Genomic DNA, 14,682 nt, shown 5'->3' on the forward strand with positions numbered 1-14,682 from the left:
GGCAGAGCGACCCCGTTCGAACGGTTTTGCGGTCCGAACTCGGCGTCTATCGGTCGTGCCACTCGGGTTCGCGGTCTTCGAGAAACGCGTCGATGCCCTCGTCTTTGTCGGGCGAGCCGAACAGTTGGGCGAACAGTTCCGCCTCGTACTCGATGCCCTGTTCGAGGTCCGTCCGCGAGGCGGCCTTGACGGCCTTCTTGGCGAACGCCAGCGCCGTGGGGCTCTTCGACGCCATCATCTCGGCGAGTTCGTACACCCGGTCGTCGAAGGTGTCGTCGCCGTGGACCTCCTCGACGAGGCCGATGTCCGCCGCCTCCGCGGCCGAGATGAGCTCGCCCGTCAGGATGAGTCGCATGGCGTGGCCCTCGCCGACGAGGCGCGCGAGTCGCTGGGTGCCGCCCCCGCCGGGCATGATGCCGAGGTTGATTTCGGGTTGCCCGAGCTTCGCCCGCTCGTGGGCGATGCGCACGTCGCAGGCCTGCATCAGTTCGCAGCCGCCGCCGAGGGCGTGGCCGTTCACGCGGGCGATAACCGGCTGTCGGAGGCCGTCGACGCGCTCGTACACCCGCGGGCGTTTGCTCGCCTCGCGCTGTTCGAGCATATCGCGCTCGCGGAGTTCCGTCACGTCCGCGCCGGCGACGAACGCCTTCGCCTCGTCGGAGCCGGTGAGGACGACGACGCGGACGTCGCTGTCCTCGATGGCGTCGAGGACGCGCTTGAGTTCCGCCCGGAGCGTCGCGTCGAGCGCGTTCCGCGCGTCGGGGCGGTTCAGCGTCACGGTGACGACGCCCTCGACGCGGTCGCCGACGACCGCATCGACCGTCTCGCACTCGGCGGCGACCGACTCGACGGTCGGCGTTCCGCCGTCGGCTCGGGGGCCGCCCATCTCTCGGTCGTCGCCGCTCGAACCGTCGCCGCTCATCGGTCCATCACGTCCTCGGACGCGCCGACGATTTCGCCGTCCTCCCAGACGTAGAACCCCTCGCCGGTCTTCTTGCCGAGTTTCCCGGCGCGGACTTTCCGCCTGAGAATCTGCGGCGGGCGGAAGCGCTCGCCGAGTTCCTCGCGCAGGTGTTCGAGGATGTCGAGTCGAACGTCGAGGCCGACCACGTCGCCGAGTTCGACGGGTCCCATCGGGTGGTTGTAGCCGAGTTCCATCGCGGTGTCGATGTCCCCGGGTGACGCGACGCCCTCCTGCACCATGCGCATGGCCTCGACGCCGAGGGCGACGCCGAGCCGCGAGGAGGCGAAGCCGGGCGAGTCGCCGACCTCGACGGCCGTCTTGTCGATGCCCTCGACGAACTCGGTGGCGAACGCCCGCGTCGACTCGCTCGTCTGCTCGGCGACGACGACCTCGACGAGTCCCATGAGGTGGACCGGATTGAAGAAGTGAAGCCCGATACCGCGCTCCGGTCGTTCGAGGGCGCTCACGATTTCGGTCACGGAGAGCGACGACGTGTTCGACGCGATGACCGCGTCGTCGGCGACGAGGCTTTCGACCTCCGCGACCGTCTCGCGCTTGAGTTCCATGTCCTCCGGGACCGCCTCGACGACGAGGTCGGCGTCGGCGACGGCCGCCGCCAGCGAGGTCGTCCCCGAGAGCCGGTCGAGCGTCGCCGCCATCTCGTCGGGCGTCACCTTGTCGCGGTCGACGCCGCCTTGCAGGTTCGACTCGATGGCCTCCAGTCCGCCCTCGACGTACTCCGCTTCGATGTCGCGCATCGTCACCTCGTGGCCGGCCATCGCGGCCACCTGTGCGATGCCGTGGCCCATCGTCCCCGCGCCGAGTACACTCACTTGCATCACCGGAAGGGGTTCGGGAACCATCATAATCGTTTGCCCTCGTTAGGGGCCGGCCGACTCCGACGACCTCGGCGGTGTCCCGACCTACCGTCGTGCCGCGGTCGGGACGACCTTGAACCCGTATCTGACGACGCCCTCCTGCTCGTAGATGCGGCGTGTGACGGCTTCGACGCGGTCGCCGATTGCGGGCGTTCCGGCGGGCGAGTGGACGACCTGCGCGGGCGCGCTCACGGTTCGGTCGTCGGCTTCGCCGCCCTCGCCGCCCGGCCCGTCGAAGGCGACGACGGCGACCGGGAACGACCCGGCGCGTTGCTGTTGCTCGACGAACTCCGGGGGCGCGCCCCCCTGTCCGATGGCGGTCGCGGCCTCGACGGTTCCCGTGCCGGGGAGCGTCACGTCGTCGTAACCCGCGAGCGACCCGCAGTCGGCACACGCGCCCTCCGGCGGAAACGCGAGTGCCTCGCACTCCTTACACGCGCCGGCGACGAGGCGGTGTCGCTGCGGAATCGTCCGTTTCCACGTCGGCACGCTGACGTACGCGCCGCCACCAGCGGGTTCGCCGCCGGTGATGGTCCCGCGCCGTCGGAGCGCCTCGGCGTACGAGAGTTCCACGTCGCCGCCGAGGACCGCCTCGACCGGGACGACGGAACTGGCGGCGGAGTCAGCGTCTGTTGCCTCCGTGCCGAGTGCGAGCGCGGTCGCCCCCGCGCCGCCGCCGTAGCCGACGAGCAGTACCGAAGACGCGGGCGACTCGCCGCTCGACGCGTCGCCTGCCGTGTCGCTCTCCGAATCGAGCGCCGCCGCGAGTCCGAGAAACGGCCCGGCGACGCCGGTGTCCCCAGTCCGTGAGACGACGGTTCCGGCCGCGATTCGAGCCGGTTCGACGCCGAGCGCGCCGGCCGCGCGGTACGGGAGTTTGCCGTCCGGCGCGGTGAGCGCGACGGCGTCTGGGTTCAGTTCCGTGGTGTCGATGCCGAGGGCCTCGACCGCTCCGGCGACCGCTCGCGTGTAGGCGTCGCGCTCGTACTGCGTGACGCCGATGGACTCCGTCTCGGCGCTCCCGTATCGTCGGAACCGCGTGCCGGGCGCGGGGTCGCCGAACTCGCCGACGGCGTCGATGGCGAGCGGTCCGTCTTCGGCGATGACGAGCGCGGCCGCCCCCGCGCCGGCACCGGCCGCCTCGTCGCTTTCGGGCGCTCCTCGCGGGCTGTCGGCGACGACGACGAGCCTCGGACTGCTCGCGCCGTCGCCCACGTTCTGTGTCGCCTCGCTCGTCGCCGCCAGCGCCACCGCGCCGGCGCGGGTGCTCCCGCCGAACTGTCGGGTCGGAACCGACGGGTCGACACCGAGGAGCGAGGCCAGCCGAACTGCGCACTCTTCCTCGTCGTTCGGCGGCGTCGTGGTCGCAAGGGCGAGGTGGTCGATGTCGCCGGCGTCCACCCCGGCCGCACGGAGTGCGCGTCGGCCCGCTTCGGTCGCCATCGTCAGGGTGTCTTCGTCGGCGTCGGCGACGGCGACCCGTTCGACGCCCGGCGCGCCGCCTTTGCCCCACGCCTCGCGGTAGGCCGACGCGGGGAGGTACAGCCGAGGAACGTACGCGCCGACCCCGGCGACTCCGAGGGTCGTCTGAGTCGGGGCGTCGGCACTCATAGCGCACCTCCTTCGAGGACGTGGACGACGGCGGCACCGCCCGACCCGCCGACGTTGTGGGTGAGGCCGACGTTCGCGCCCGCGACCTGCCGGTCGCCGGCCCGCCCGGTGAGTTGCTTGAACGCCTCGACGACCTGTCCCGCGCCCGTCGCCCCGATGGGATGGCCCTTCGACTTCAGGCCGCCGGAGGGGTTGACGGGCAGGTCGCCGCCGAGTTCGGTCGCGCCCGAATCGACCAGTTCGGGCGCGTGTCCCCGCTCGCAGAAGCCGAGGTCCTCGTACGCCAGCAGTTCGGCGATGGCGAAGCAGTCGTGGACCTCCGCGAAGTCCACGTCGTCGGGACCGAGGCCGGCCATCTCGTAGGCGGCCGTTGCGGCCCGCTCGGACGACTCGATAGTAGTGTAGCTGTCGCGCTGGAACAGCCCGACGTGGTCTGAGGCGGCACCAACGCCCGCGACGCGGACGGCGTCGTCGCACGCGCTCGCCACGTCCTCGCTGGCAACGAGGACAGCGGCCGCGCCGTCGGAGGTCGGACAGCAGTGATAGAGGTTCAGCGGGTCGGCCACGACGGGCGCGTTCCGCGCGTCGTCCAGCGAGCACTCGAAGCCGAGGTGCGCCTTCGGGTTCTTCGCGCCGTTGGCGTGGTTCTTCACCGCGACCTTCGAGAAGTGGTCCGGCGAGGCGTCGTAGGCGTCCACGTACGCCGATGCCATCTGGGCGTAGACGCCCGCGAACGTCGTCCCCGTGAGCCGCTCCCACTCCGTTTCGCCGCTGACGCCGAGCCAGTACTTCCCCACGTCGCCGCTCATGTCGGTCATGACTTCGTATCCGCCCGCGAGGACCACGTCCGCCATCCCGCTTTTGACCGCCTGCACCGCCTGTCTGACCGCGTAGCCGCTCGCGGCGCAGGCGTTTTCGATGCGGGAACAGGGGACGCCGTGAAGCCCGATGTGCTCGGTCACGGCCGGTCCCGACAGGCCGAGTTGCCGCCCGCCGACGCCGAGCGACCCCACGACGGCCTCGTCGATGTCGGCCGCCTCGACGCCGCCGGCGCTCGCCATCGCCTCCTCGAAGGCACCCGCGAACAGCGACCGGTAGCTCTCGTCCGGAAACGCGCCGTACGCCGACTGGCCCGCCCCGACGATGTAGACATCTCGCATGATAGTCGGTTATGTATTCTCCGCGAAATAGGTTCGCCTCGCGGTCCCGTCGGTCGAACGCACTATTTTATCATCTTCTATCATGTATTTTGGAGTCATATGGTGCTCGATAGCATAGAGACCGCCCCGCGAGAGGACCTCCGCCAAGTCCAGGACGACCGCCTGCGAGAGACGGTTCGGAACGCGTACGAGAACGTCGCGTTCTACCGCGAGACGTTCGACGAGGCCGGCCTCGCGCCCGCGGACGTCGAGAGCGTCGACGACCTGTCGAAACTGCCGTTCACGACGAAGGAGGACTTCCGCGACACCTACCCCACGGGGATGTTCGCGGTGGACATGGACGAGGTGATTCGCATCCACGCGTCGTCCGGCACCACCGGCAAGCCCAAAATCGTCGGCTACACCCGCGACGACCTCGACGTGTGGACCGACGCGGTCGCGCGCTGTCTCGTCGCCGCCGGCGTCGGCCCGGACGACGTGGTCCAGAACGCCTACGGCTACGGCCTCTTCACCGGCGGCCTCGGCCTCCATCAGGGCGTCGAGGAACTCGGCGCGACGGTCATCCCCATCGGCGGCGGCAACACCCAACGGCAGGTGGAACTGCTCGTCGACCTCGAAAGCGACGTGCTCACCTGCACGCCCTCCTACGCGCTCTACCTCGCGGAGGTCGCAGACGACATGGGCATCGACATCCGCGACCTCCCGCTCCGGACGATTATCTTCGGCGCGGAACCCTGTACCGAACCGATGCGGAACGAAATCGAGGAGCGCCTCGGCGTGACCGGCATCGACATCTACGGGCTCTCGGAAATCGTCGGCCCCGGCGTCTCCGTCGAGTGCGAGGCGCAGGCGGGCCTCCACGTCTGGGAGGACTACTTCTACCCCGAGGTTATCGACCCGGCCACCGGCGACCCCGTCGAAGAGGGCGAGGAGGGCGAGCTCGTGTTGACGACGCTCGCCAAGGACGCGTTGCCGGTCCTTCGCTACCGGACGGGCGACCTGACCACGCTGAACTACGATACCTGCAAGTGCGGTCGTACCTGCGTCCGCATGGACAACATCACGGGGCGGTCGGACGACCTGATACTCGTCCGCGGCGTGAACTTCTACCCGAGCGAGGTCGAATCGGTCGTCCTCGAATTCGACGAAGTCGCGCCGCACTACCGCATCGACCTCCGGCGCGAGGGGAGCCTCGACCGGGTCGAAATCACGGTCGAACTGGTCGAGGGGTTCGACGGGTCGTCGGCGGACCTCGAAGACCGAATCGAAACGCGGCTCTCGAACGTGCTGTCGTTCACGCCCGACGAGTTGAATCTCGTCGCGTACGGCAGTATCGCGCGCACCGAGGTCGGGAAGGTCCAGCGCGTCTACGACCACCGCGGCCGGTGACGCGCGCCCTCGGCGTCACCGATGTTGTCGGTGTGGTCGGAGTCGATGTGGTCGGAGTCGATGTGGCCGCCGGCGTCTTCGGGGTCGTCAGGGCAGTTGGGGTCGTCGCCCCTGTAGTGGTCGTTGTTGTCGCTGTCTTCTCTCCCGACCCCGCGGTCGGCATTCGCTCTGAACACACAGACTATCAGTAAAGATAGGTATGTAAACTTCTTTATCCTTTGGCGGTGACGGTGCGATATGGCATACAGCTACGAACCGCACTACTTCGAGGACTTCGAGGAGGGCAAGGAGTTCCAGAGCGTCGGCCGCACCGTCACCGAGGCGGACTTCATGATGCACTCCGCGCTCTCGGGCGACTGGACCGAACTCCACACGAACAGCGAGTACGCCGAAGACACCCAGTTCGGCCAGCGCATCGCCCACGGGCCGATGACGTTCGTCCAGTCCACCGGCTTCGTCTATCGCTCAGGCATCGTCGAGCGCACCGCCATCGCCTTCCTCGGAATGAACTACATGGACCTGCCGAACCCGGTGTTCATCGGCGACACGCTCTCGCAGACGATGGTGGTCTCGGAGCGCAAGGACCTCAGTAGCCGCGACGACGCCGGCTTGGTCGTCCTCGAAATCGAGATGACGAAGCAGGACGGCACCGTCGTTCTCGAAGGCGACATGAAGTTCCTCATCAAGACGAAGGCGGGCGCGGAGTAGGGACTCGCTCGATTCGATTCCCGCGAGCGGCCCCCGATTCGAACTATTAATAGCTGGAGTGCGAACCCCGAGGCATGAAGCTCGGGACGGGCCTTTTCACCTGCCAGCGGCGGCCGGACGACGACCGACCGATGGCGGATCTGTACGACGAGATGCTGACGCTCGGCCGCGCGATAGACGACGCCGGCCTCGACAGCGCGTGGGTGTCCGAACACCACTTCGCGGCGGACGGCTATCTCTCGGGGACGATGCCCGCGCTCGGGGCGCTCGCGGCCGCGACCGACTCGGTCGAACTCGGCACCTGCATCGCGCTCGCGCCGCTGTACCACCCGATTCGACTCGCCGAGGACGCGGCGACCGTGGATCTCATCTCCGGCGGGCGCACGACGCTCGGCCTCGCAATCGGCTCGAACCCCCGCGAGTTCAGCGCCTTCGACGTCCCGCGCGACGAGCGCGCCGACCGCCTCGCCGACACCGTTTCGCTCCTCCGGGAGGCGTGGTCCGACGGCCCGATAGCGCACGAGTCGCCGTTTCACGGGGGTGCGACCGGTGCCGACGTGACGCCCAAACCGGCGCACGACGTGCCCGTCATGCTCGGTGGCGCGGCCAAGCCCGCGGTCCGCCGGGCGGCCCGGACGGCGGACGCGTGGTGCGCACCGTCGTCGCTCTCGCTCGGCGGCCTGCGCAAGCGCGTCGAGGACATCCGAAGCGTCCGCGAGTCGGAGGGTCTCGACGGCGACTTCACGATTTACGTCCTCCAACACGGGTTCGTCGGCGACTCGAAGGCCGAGGTGTGGGACGCGATGCGCGACGGCTACTTCTACCTCCAGCGCCGGTACGCCGAACTGTTCTCCGGCGACGAGGTGTCCGAGCTCTCCGAGGAGCGCCGAACGGAGCTGAAAGAACAGGCCGTCTTCGGCACGCCCGACGACGTGGTCGCGGAACTCGACCGCTACCGCGACGCGCTCGGCGACGACATCCACTTCATCCTCCGCACCTACTACCCCGGTATCGGGACCGACCGGATGGTCGAGTGCGTCCGCCGACTCGGCGACGAGGTCCGCCCGAGACTCGTCTGACCGACGAAACGAACTTAACGAGTCTGTGCGAACTACTGGCATGGACATCGAGGAGTTCTTCGAGCGCATGCCGTTCGCGCGGCTCTTGGGCGTCGAAGTCACCGAGGCCGCCGACGGGCACGCGGAGGGTCGCGTCGAGATGCGCGAGGAACTGTCGTGGAACAGCGACCGGGTGATGGCCCACGGCGGCGTCACGTTCACGCTCGCGGACACGGTCGGCGGCGCGGCGCTCGTCAGCGAGGTCGACCAGCCGGTCCCGACCATCGACATGCGCATCGACTACCTCGACGCGGGCACGGGCGACCTCCGCGCCGAGGCCGACGTGGTCCGACTCGGCGGCGACGTGGGAACCGTGGACGTGGACGTGTACGCGACCGACGGTGCTCACGTAGCGACCGCGCGAGGCGTCTACAAAACGGGGTGAGTTCGGTTTGGGTTTGGGTTTGGGTTTCTCGCACCCGCCGCTCGTTGCTGCCTATCCGAACCGCTGGAACGGCTCCTGACAGTCGTTACAAAAGTGCATCGACCGGCACAGCCCCGGTCCCTTGGGATGCTCGCGGACGGTGTTCGTGCCACCGCAGTACGGGCACTCCGCGCCCGACGCCTCGCCGGTCGTCTCGGTGCTGGGGTCGAGGCGACGCATCTCACACCCCCAGTCCGAAGCCGCGGAGGGCCTCGCGCCCCGCTTTCGTCACCATCCCGACGGTCCACTCGGGCGTGAACCGGAGCCGGACGGACGCCTCATCGACGCCGGACGCCAGAATCGCGCACTTCACGTCGTTTTCGAGGTAGTCGCGCGCCGGACAGCCGGTGTAGGTCAGGGTCATCTCGACGATGCCGAGCGTCTTCGTCTCGCCGTCCTCGTCCTCCCGCTCGGCGACGCGAACGTCGTAGATGAGGCCGAGGTCCACGATGCTCACCGGCATCTCGGGGTCCTCGATTTCGTAGAGGGCGTCCCAGATGTCGGCTTCGACGCCCGCGGCTCCAGCGCCCGTCTTCGGGAAGCCATCGGGCACCGCGCCGTCGGCGTACTCCGTGTAGCTACAGGCGGTCGCGTCGGCCGTCTCGGGTCCGTCTGCGCTCACGTCAGACACGCTCCCTGCCGATTCTCGCCGGTTCGGGCGCTTCGAGTTCCTCGTACGTCCGGCGGAACTCCGCGGCCAGTTCGTCCCAGTGGTCGGTGTGGGTTCCGTCGCGACCGCGGGCGCTCGGACGCTCGACCTCGTCGGGGTCGGGCACGTCGAGGCCGAGCGATTCGAGGTACGGGATGACCGTCTCTAGCCACTCGATGCGGAGGTCGGCGGTGGCCATCGTTCGGAAGCCGTGTTCCCTGATTTCCGCCTCGTGTTCGGGCTCGGCGAACAGCGAGAGCGCGTGGGGGAACAGCCGGTCGAGCGCGTCCTGCACGCGGTCCCGGCTGTCGCCCTCGGCGAGGCGGTCGAGCCAGCTCTGGGCGTTTTCGAGGTGGTAGCGCTCTTCGCTCAGCACCTTGCCGACGCGGTCGGCGAGCGGCGCGTAGCTTGTTTCGACGAGCGCGTCAAGTTGCAGGCGCTCGGCGGCGTCGTAGAGGTAGCACCGCAGGACCACGTCGGCCCAGTCGCCCTCCGCGAACGGGAGTTCGACCAGCGTCGCGTGTCTGAACTCGTCGGCGGGGCGCTCCCAGATGAGTTCCGCCTCGGTGTGGCCGAGTTCTTCGAGCAGGTCGTACCACAGGCGCGCGTGGCCGAACTCGTCCTGCGCGATGTTCGCCAAGGCGAGGTCGGACTCCAGCGTCGGCGCGAATATCTGCCACTCGATGAGGCGCTCGCCGTGGACGTACTCGTCGTCCGCCAGTCGGAACAGCAGTTCTTCGAGCGCGGCGCGCTGTTCGGCGTCGAGGTCTTCGGGATTGAGTGCGTCGGGCATGGTTAGCTGTCCGCCTCCAGCGAACGCTCCACGTCGGCCTGCTCGGCCTCGCTTTCGGCGACTTCCGGCGCGGCCGGTTCGATGTCGGTGTACGAGGTTGCCCAGCGGTAGGTCTTGTCGGTCGTCCCGCCGAAACTCGTCTCGTCGGTGTCGATTTCGCCGATTTCGTCGCGCGGGACGACCCACAGGCTGTGGGTCTTCATCCGTCGGCCGTGCTGGACGGCCGCGAACTGGAGCGCCAACTCGCGGTCCGGCGCGTGGACGTTGCCGCAGTGTTTGTGGTACGCTCCCGGTTTGTCCTGTCTGAATACTTCCCAAATCATGGTTCTCAGTCCGCCGCCTGCGGGGTTCCGGCCCCCGACGCGCCCTCCCAGCTGTGCATCGATTCGCGCACCCACTCGACCGCCTCCTGCGCCTGCGCGCGGGAGTTAATCTGCTCGTGGCTCCCCGCCGAGGCGTTCTTGGCGATGGTCCAGAACTCGTCCCAGTCGAGGTCGTCCTCGTTGACGTGGTAGGTGTCGTTCGCCTCGTCGTACTCGATGCGCGGGTACTCGGGGACGACGAGGCCGTACTTCTCCGCCTTCGGGACGTAGGTGTCGAGGAAGGTGTCGCGCAGTTCGTCGTTGGACTTCGTCTTCAGACCGACCTGCTGGGCGAAGTCGTTGTGGACGGACTTGTCGTTGGTCGGGCCGAAGAACTGGATGATGCGCGGCCACCACGTCTCGAAGGCGGCCTGCGTCTTCTCCTGTGTCGCCTTCGACCCGTTCATCAGTTCGGAGAGGATGGACTCGCCGTGTTTGACGTGGAAGCCCTCCTCGAAGCACACCTTGTCCATCGCGTGGGCGTAGGGCGTCCACGACGTGTTCTTGAGCGTCACCTGTCGGTGCATGGCCGCGCCGTCGACGAAGAACGCTATCATCGGCACCTCGTGCCACGACTCCATCGGGTAGTGGAAGCAGTTGAGGAACTTCCCCTCGCCGCGGGCGAGCTCGTCCAGCATCTCGTCGCGCGTCTTGACGCCGAGGGACTCCGCCGCGCGGTAGAGCAGTTGCGCGTGGCCGATTTCGTCCTGCACCTTCGCCGAAAACGCCAGTTTTCGGTCGATGCTCGGCGCTTGCCGGATGAACGGCTTTTCGAGGTATCCTCCCATCACCTCGCTGTTCGCGTGGAACTGAAGCATCCGCGTCGCGGCCTTGCGGTACTCCTCGGGCATGTCGTCCTTCGGAGCGAACTGCCGCGGGCCCGCGCGTTCTTTGACGGTTTCGAGGTCCATTTTTCTATCAGGAACTATCATCTACAACCATTTACGGATTGACCCGTCCATAGCCTGCCTTTTTATTCCCGTGCCACCTATGCACACGCTGATGATCGCGGAGTGTCTCGTGGCCGAGTTTCGCATCGACGGCGACGACTGCCCGTTGGCGCGGGCGACCGACGCGGTCCCCGTCGCGGTCGACGCGAACGCGCCGCAACTCCGCGCCGACGGCAACGTCTTGCTCCACTTTTCGGGCCCCGCGGACGACCGACTCGCCGAGGCCCTCGACGCCGACGACGCCATCCGCTACCTCCACGTCACCCGCGGCGACGAGACTCACACGTTTCGGTGTCTCTCGAAACATCCCTGCGTCGTCCACGAACTCGTCAACGCCGGCTTCCTCGTCGAGTCGATGCGGTACGACGACGGCGGCGCGACGATGCGCGGGGCGGTCGTCGGCTACGACGTGCTCCGCGGCGTGATGGAGAAGGCCGGCGGCACCGTCGGCATCCAACTCCAGCGCGTCTATCCGCTTCGGGCGGACGAGGACCCGCCCATCGGCCGAGCGTGGGACCTCACGCCCGCGCAGGAGGCCGCCCTCCGCGTCGCCGCCGAGATGGGCTACTTCGCCCTCCCGCGGGCGAGCACAGCCCAGGACGTGGCGGACGAACTCGGCATCAGCAAGTCGGCGTTCCTCGAACGACTCCGCCGGGCGCAACGGTCGGTCTTCGGCACGCTGTTCGAGTGAGTCGGGAGCGCGCCAGACTCGGGCACTAGCACGCCAACCGATTCGGACACGACCCCCCGGCGAGGCTATTTACCCCGCGTCCCCGTAGCGCGGGTATGCGAGTCGAAGACGCGGACGGCGTGCGAACCGTGACGTTCGACAGGCCCGAGGCGAAAAACGCCTTTACTGCCGACGCCGCTCGGGAGCTCTCGGCGGCGCTCGAAGCGCTCACGCCCGAGGCGTTCGACGCCGCGGTGATAACCGGCGACGGCGACGCCTTCAGCGCCGGCGGCGACATTCGGGCGATGGCCGAGCGCGACGAGACCGCCCGCGAGGCCTACGACCGCGTCCGCGGCACGCTCGGCCGCGTCGCCGAGGCGATTCTCACCGCTCCAGTACCGGTCGTCGCCCGCGTCAACGGCGACGCCGTGGGCGCGGGGACCTCCGTCGTCGCCGCTTGCGACTTCGCCTACGCCGCCAGCGACGCCCGGTTCGGCGCGTCGTTCGTCAACGTCGGTCTCGTCCCCGACGCGGGCGCGACGGTGACGCTTCCCCGGTTGGTCGGCCTCCGCGCCGCGAAGGAGCTCGCCTTCACCGGGAAACTCATCTCGGCCGAGCGCGCCGCCGAACTCGACCTCGTGAACGAGGCGGTCGAACCCGACGACCTCGATGCCGTCGTCGACGAGATAGTCGAGGCACTCGCCGCACAGCCGACGGAGACGCTCGCGCTGGCGAAAGAAGCGATACACGCGAACCTCGGCCGGTCGTGGGCTGACGGCCTCGAACGCGAGGCCCACGCCCAGACGCTCGCCTACGATACTGACGCCCACGAGGAAGGGGTCGCCGCGTTCTTGGAGAAGCGGCGGCCGGAGTTCGATTGAGTCGTCGGTCCCGTCTCGCTTCGTCTCGTTTCGTCCCGTTCACCCGTCAGTTCTGTCTCGCCTCGTCATCCTCCCCTCAGTCGAGGCCGAGGAACCGCTCTGCGTTCTCCCAGAGGAGCTTTCGCTTCACCTCCTCGGAGGCGTCGAAGTGCTCCTCGAACGACTCGAACCACCGGCCCGGCCGAATCATCGGGTAGTCGGTGCCGAACATCACCTTGTCCTGCAGGACGGTCTTGGCGTAGTGGAGCACCTGCTCGTCGATGTACTTCGGGAGCCACCCCGAGAGGTCCATGTAGACGTTGCCCTTCTGCTGGCAGATGGCGAGTTGCTCTTTCTCCCACGGGTACGCCGGGTGGGCGATGAGAATCTGGAGGTCCGGATGTTCGGCGGCCACGTCGTCGATGAGCATCGGGTTGCCGTACTTGATTTTCAGGCCGCGGCCGCCGGGCGAGCACGCGCCGAGCGTGGAGTTCCCACCGTGGAAGACGACCGGCACGTCGAGGTCCTCGATGGTGTCGAACAATGTTCTGTGTTCGTCGTCACTCGGGTCGAACCCCTGCGCGATTTGCTGGAACTTGAACCCCGAGAGACCGAGGTCCTCGACGCACCGGACCGCCTCCTCGACGCAGTCGTCTTTCAGCGGGTCCACGCTCCCGAAACCGACGAAGAACTCCGGGTGCGCGTCGCGGACCTCGGCCACGTAGTCGTTCGGAACCGGGGGGTTTCCGGTGTTCGTCTCGGCGTCCCACCCGAGAAGCACCGCCCGCCCGATGTTGTGCTCGCGGTACTCGGCTATCATCTCCTCGTAGCTCCACGTCTCCATCTCCGCGCCGAACCTGTTCGCCGCGTCTCGCATCATCTCCCCGCCGGCGTCTTCGAGGAACTCCGCGGTCGGCTGGTGGGCGTGCGTGTCGATGATGCGCGGCTCGCCGACCCAATCTAACACGGTCATTCATGTATGACCGTCGTCGGGCGATAAAAATCGAACGGGCGAATCCGACCGACCGAATGATGGCGCGGCGGCGTTGGCGTACCGCCACGGCGGACGATTCGACGCGCGACCCATTCAGTCACCGGCCAATTCAGTTAGGTCGCCGCTCAGTCGCCGCTCCGACTCGACGGTGATTCTCGTTCACGGGAATCCGGCTGTGATACTAGCCCGGCGTGACCCCGGCGTGACCCCGACGTGGTTGACGAGCGACGGCAGGTTTAGTATAACCAAACTATCACATGTCGGGCGTAGGCATAGAGCCTCAGTTCAAATTCGGCCCGTAAATTCACGTCAATAAAATTTCAAACCGAGTGTAAGTGTGACTCCATTTAGAGTAAACATTTTAGACTGCATGTTATGCATGCTTCAATCGATTTTGCGTGCGTGTGTGGCTGATAATTTTCAGAAACAATATGCTGTTTCTTTCACTCGGCCACCCCAAACCCGAGTTCACCTGCGAGTCGCGCTGAATATCTCCTCTCTGAATTGTTACTCGTGTCGCCTTCGACGGGGATACGACTGCGCGCCGCCTCGCGTGTTCCGCGCGATAATCGTCGCCGTCGCGGACCGTCGCTCGTCGCGCAGTTCCGTCGACTCGTCGTAGTAGAGCACGGTGAGGTCGAGACAGGCCCGGAGCAGTTCGTTCGAATCGAAGCGGTACCTGTCGGTGCTCGGTCCGACCGTCGCCGGCGGGTCGGCCCGTAGGTGATGCTGGTAGAACAGGACGCCGCCGGGCTTCAGCGCCGCCTTGATGTCCGCGAGGCGGTCCAGCGTCCGGAAGTAGCTGATGGTGACGAGGTCGTACGCCGACTCGGGGAAGTCGTGGGTCGTCGCGTCCGCCTGAATCGTCTCCACGCGGTCGGCGAACCCGCGGTCGGCGGCGCGTTCGTCGATGATACTGAGTCCCTCGCTCGACTGGTCGAGCGCGTCAACTCGGTAGCCGTTCGCGGCGAGAAAGAGCGCGTTCCGACCGTTCCCGGCCGCCACGTCGAGGGCGCGACCGTCGGGCAGTTCGTCGAGGTACGCCCGCAGCACCGGCGACGGCTCGGGGTCGGTCGGGTACGTTCCGGTCCGGTAGCGTTCGTCCCACTCCATACGGGCGCTACGCGGACCGCCGTGTTCAAGCTACGGCGT

Annotated in this window: 18 protein-coding genes; 6 read left to right on the plus strand and 12 right to left on the minus strand. The window is 67.6% G+C overall.

From position 1 onward, the window contains the following. Window positions 1-46: 46 nt before the first annotated feature. The 4 genes from AUR65_RS06460 to AUR65_RS06475 form a co-directional block, all read right to left on the minus strand. Entirely contained in the window at window positions 47-922 is an 876-nt protein-coding gene (locus tag AUR65_RS06460; RefSeq protein WP_394337336.1) for an enoyl-CoA hydratase/isomerase family protein, read from the minus strand. After that, window positions 919-1,803: a 3-hydroxyacyl-CoA dehydrogenase family protein gene (locus tag AUR65_RS06465; RefSeq protein ID WP_058566063.1), complete on the minus strand. Its 885-nt coding sequence runs from the start codon at window positions 1,801-1,803 to the stop codon at window positions 919-921. The genes AUR65_RS06460 and AUR65_RS06465 overlap by 4 nt, the downstream gene beginning before the upstream one ends. Window positions 1,804-1,887: 84 nt before the next feature. After that, a complete protein-coding gene (locus AUR65_RS06470) occupies window positions 1,888-3,453 on the minus strand; it encodes a zinc ribbon domain-containing protein (RefSeq protein ID WP_058566064.1) in 1,566 nt (521 codons plus the stop codon). Beyond that, window positions 3,450-4,613 (minus strand): thiolase domain-containing protein, encoded by a 1,164-nt coding sequence (locus AUR65_RS06475; RefSeq protein ID WP_058566065.1) that lies wholly within the window; start codon window positions 4,611-4,613, stop codon window positions 3,450-3,452. The genes AUR65_RS06470 and AUR65_RS06475 overlap by 4 nt, the downstream gene beginning before the upstream one ends. 99 nt (window positions 4,614-4,712) lie before the next feature. On the opposite strand from AUR65_RS06475, the gene paaK reads away from it, so the two are divergent. Then, window positions 4,713-6,002 (plus strand): phenylacetate--CoA ligase PaaK, encoded by a 1,290-nt coding sequence (gene paaK, locus AUR65_RS06480; protein WP_058566066.1) that lies wholly within the window; start codon window positions 4,713-4,715, stop codon window positions 6,000-6,002. Here the strand turns inward: paaK and AUR65_RS06485 are convergent. Continuing rightward, window positions 5,981-6,178, minus strand: a complete 198-nt coding sequence (locus tag AUR65_RS06485) for a hypothetical protein (protein WP_058566067.1) — start codon at window positions 6,176-6,178, stop codon at window positions 5,981-5,983. The two genes, paaK and AUR65_RS06485, sit on opposite strands and share 22 nt — an antisense overlap. 61 nt (window positions 6,179-6,239) lie before the next feature. On the opposite strand from AUR65_RS06485, the gene AUR65_RS06490 reads away from it, so the two are divergent. The 3 genes from AUR65_RS06490 (at window position 6,240) to AUR65_RS06500 (ending at window position 8,213) form a co-directional block, all read left to right on the plus strand. Further along, the gene (locus tag AUR65_RS06490; protein ID WP_058566068.1) at window positions 6,240-6,710 is read left to right on the plus strand and encodes a MaoC/PaaZ C-terminal domain-containing protein; all 471 of its coding nucleotides are present in this window, start codon (window positions 6,240-6,242) and stop codon (window positions 6,708-6,710) included. Between the two features lie 74 nt (window positions 6,711-6,784). Further along, entirely contained in the window at window positions 6,785-7,789 is a 1,005-nt protein-coding gene (locus tag AUR65_RS06495; RefSeq protein ID WP_058566069.1) for an LLM class flavin-dependent oxidoreductase, read from the plus strand. 40 nt (window positions 7,790-7,829) lie between these two features. Further along, window positions 7,830-8,213 (plus strand): PaaI family thioesterase, encoded by a 384-nt coding sequence (locus AUR65_RS06500; RefSeq protein ID WP_058566070.1) that lies wholly within the window; start codon window positions 7,830-7,832, stop codon window positions 8,211-8,213. A 51-nt stretch (window positions 8,214-8,264) separates the two neighbouring features. On the opposite strand, the gene paaE is transcribed toward AUR65_RS06500, so the two are convergent. Genes paaE through paaA form a run of 5 tightly spaced genes read right to left on the minus strand, consistent with a single transcriptional unit; the run spans window position 8,265 to window position 10,967 of the window. Next, on the minus strand, window positions 8,265-8,432 hold the full coding sequence (gene paaE, locus AUR65_RS19890; protein WP_199180571.1) for a 1,2-phenylacetyl-CoA epoxidase subunit PaaE: 168 nt from the start codon (window positions 8,430-8,432) through the stop codon (window positions 8,265-8,267). Between the two features lies 1 nt (window position 8,433). After that, window positions 8,434-8,883, minus strand: coding sequence for a metal-sulfur cluster assembly factor (locus AUR65_RS06505; RefSeq protein WP_058566071.1), 450 nt, complete (start codon window positions 8,881-8,883; stop codon window positions 8,434-8,436). Beyond that, complete coding sequence (gene paaC / locus AUR65_RS06510; protein WP_058566072.1) at window positions 8,876-9,694, minus strand: 1,2-phenylacetyl-CoA epoxidase subunit PaaC; 819 nt, start codon at window positions 9,692-9,694, stop codon at window positions 8,876-8,878. Before paaC ends, AUR65_RS06505 begins: the two co-directional genes overlap by 8 nt. Window positions 9,695-9,696: 2 nt before the next feature. Next, window positions 9,697-10,017: a 1,2-phenylacetyl-CoA epoxidase subunit PaaB gene (paaB, locus tag AUR65_RS06515; RefSeq protein ID WP_058566073.1), complete on the minus strand. Its 321-nt coding sequence runs from the start codon at window positions 10,015-10,017 to the stop codon at window positions 9,697-9,699. Window positions 10,018-10,022: 5 nt separating this feature from the next. Then, the gene (gene paaA / locus AUR65_RS06520; RefSeq protein WP_058566074.1) at window positions 10,023-10,967 is read right to left on the minus strand and encodes a 1,2-phenylacetyl-CoA epoxidase subunit PaaA; all 945 of its coding nucleotides are present in this window, start codon (window positions 10,965-10,967) and stop codon (window positions 10,023-10,025) included. A gap of 91 nt (window positions 10,968-11,058) precedes the next feature. On the opposite strand from paaA, the gene AUR65_RS06525 reads away from it, so the two are divergent. Beyond that, the gene (locus AUR65_RS06525) at window positions 11,059-11,697 is read left to right on the plus strand and encodes a helix-turn-helix domain-containing protein (protein WP_058566075.1); all 639 of its coding nucleotides are present in this window, start codon (window positions 11,059-11,061) and stop codon (window positions 11,695-11,697) included. Window positions 11,698-11,792: 95 nt separating this feature from the next. Then, window positions 11,793-12,557 carry an enoyl-CoA hydratase/isomerase family protein gene (locus AUR65_RS06530; protein WP_058566076.1) on the plus strand — a complete coding sequence of 255 codons (765 nt, stop codon included), beginning with the start codon at window positions 11,793-11,795 and terminating at the stop codon, window positions 12,555-12,557. 76 nt (window positions 12,558-12,633) lie between these two features. Here the strand turns inward: AUR65_RS06530 and AUR65_RS06535 are convergent, their stop codons facing one another. Both AUR65_RS06535 and AUR65_RS06540 read right to left on the minus strand, forming a co-directional pair. After that, the gene (locus AUR65_RS06535) at window positions 12,634-13,509 is read right to left on the minus strand and encodes an amidohydrolase family protein (RefSeq protein WP_058566077.1); all 876 of its coding nucleotides are present in this window, start codon (window positions 13,507-13,509) and stop codon (window positions 12,634-12,636) included. A 528-nt stretch (window positions 13,510-14,037) separates the two neighbouring features. Beyond that, window positions 14,038-14,643, minus strand: a complete 606-nt coding sequence (locus AUR65_RS06540; RefSeq protein WP_058566078.1) for a class I SAM-dependent methyltransferase — start codon at window positions 14,641-14,643, stop codon at window positions 14,038-14,040. Window positions 14,644-14,682 lie beyond the last annotated feature (39 nt).

Source organism: Haloferax marisrubri (assembly GCF_001469875.2).
GTDB classification, from domain to species: domain Archaea; phylum Halobacteriota; class Halobacteria; order Halobacteriales; family Haloferacaceae; genus Haloferax; species Haloferax marisrubri.

Coding starts and splice junctions, on each gene's coding strand:
- AUR65_RS06460 (WP_394337336.1), bottom strand. CDS start 922: ATGAGCGGCGACGGTTCGAGCGGCGACGACCGAGAGATGGGCGGCCCC.
- AUR65_RS06465 (WP_058566063.1), bottom strand. CDS start 1,803: ATGCAAGTGAGTGTACTCGGCGCGGGGACGATGGGCCACGGCATCGCA.
- AUR65_RS06470 (WP_058566064.1), bottom strand. CDS start 3,453: ATGAGTGCCGACGCCCCGACTCAGACGACCCTCGGAGTCGCCGGGGTC.
- AUR65_RS06475 (WP_058566065.1), bottom strand. CDS start 4,613: ATGCGAGATGTCTACATCGTCGGGGCGGGCCAGTCGGCGTACGGCGCG.
- paaK (WP_058566066.1), top strand. CDS start 4,713: ATGGTGCTCGATAGCATAGAGACCGCCCCGCGAGAGGACCTCCGCCAA.
- AUR65_RS06490 (WP_058566068.1), top strand. CDS start 6,240: ATGGCATACAGCTACGAACCGCACTACTTCGAGGACTTCGAGGAGGGC.
- AUR65_RS06495 (WP_058566069.1), top strand. CDS start 6,785: ATGAAGCTCGGGACGGGCCTTTTCACCTGCCAGCGGCGGCCGGACGAC.
- AUR65_RS06500 (WP_058566070.1), top strand. CDS start 7,830: ATGGACATCGAGGAGTTCTTCGAGCGCATGCCGTTCGCGCGGCTCTTG.
- paaE (WP_199180571.1), bottom strand. CDS start 8,432: ATGCGTCGCCTCGACCCCAGCACCGAGACGACCGGCGAGGCGTCGGGC.
- paaC (WP_058566072.1), bottom strand. CDS start 9,694: ATGCCCGACGCACTCAATCCCGAAGACCTCGACGCCGAACAGCGCGCC.
- paaB (WP_058566073.1), bottom strand. CDS start 10,017: ATGATTTGGGAAGTATTCAGACAGGACAAACCGGGAGCGTACCACAAA.
- paaA (WP_058566074.1), bottom strand. CDS start 10,967: ATGGACCTCGAAACCGTCAAAGAACGCGCGGGCCCGCGGCAGTTCGCT.
- AUR65_RS06525 (WP_058566075.1), top strand. CDS start 11,059: ATGATCGCGGAGTGTCTCGTGGCCGAGTTTCGCATCGACGGCGACGAC.
- AUR65_RS06530 (WP_058566076.1), top strand. CDS start 11,793: ATGCGAGTCGAAGACGCGGACGGCGTGCGAACCGTGACGTTCGACAGG.
- AUR65_RS06535 (WP_058566077.1), bottom strand. CDS start 13,509: ATGACCGTGTTAGATTGGGTCGGCGAGCCGCGCATCATCGACACGCAC.
- AUR65_RS06540 (WP_058566078.1), bottom strand. CDS start 14,643: ATGGAGTGGGACGAACGCTACCGGACCGGAACGTACCCGACCGACCCC.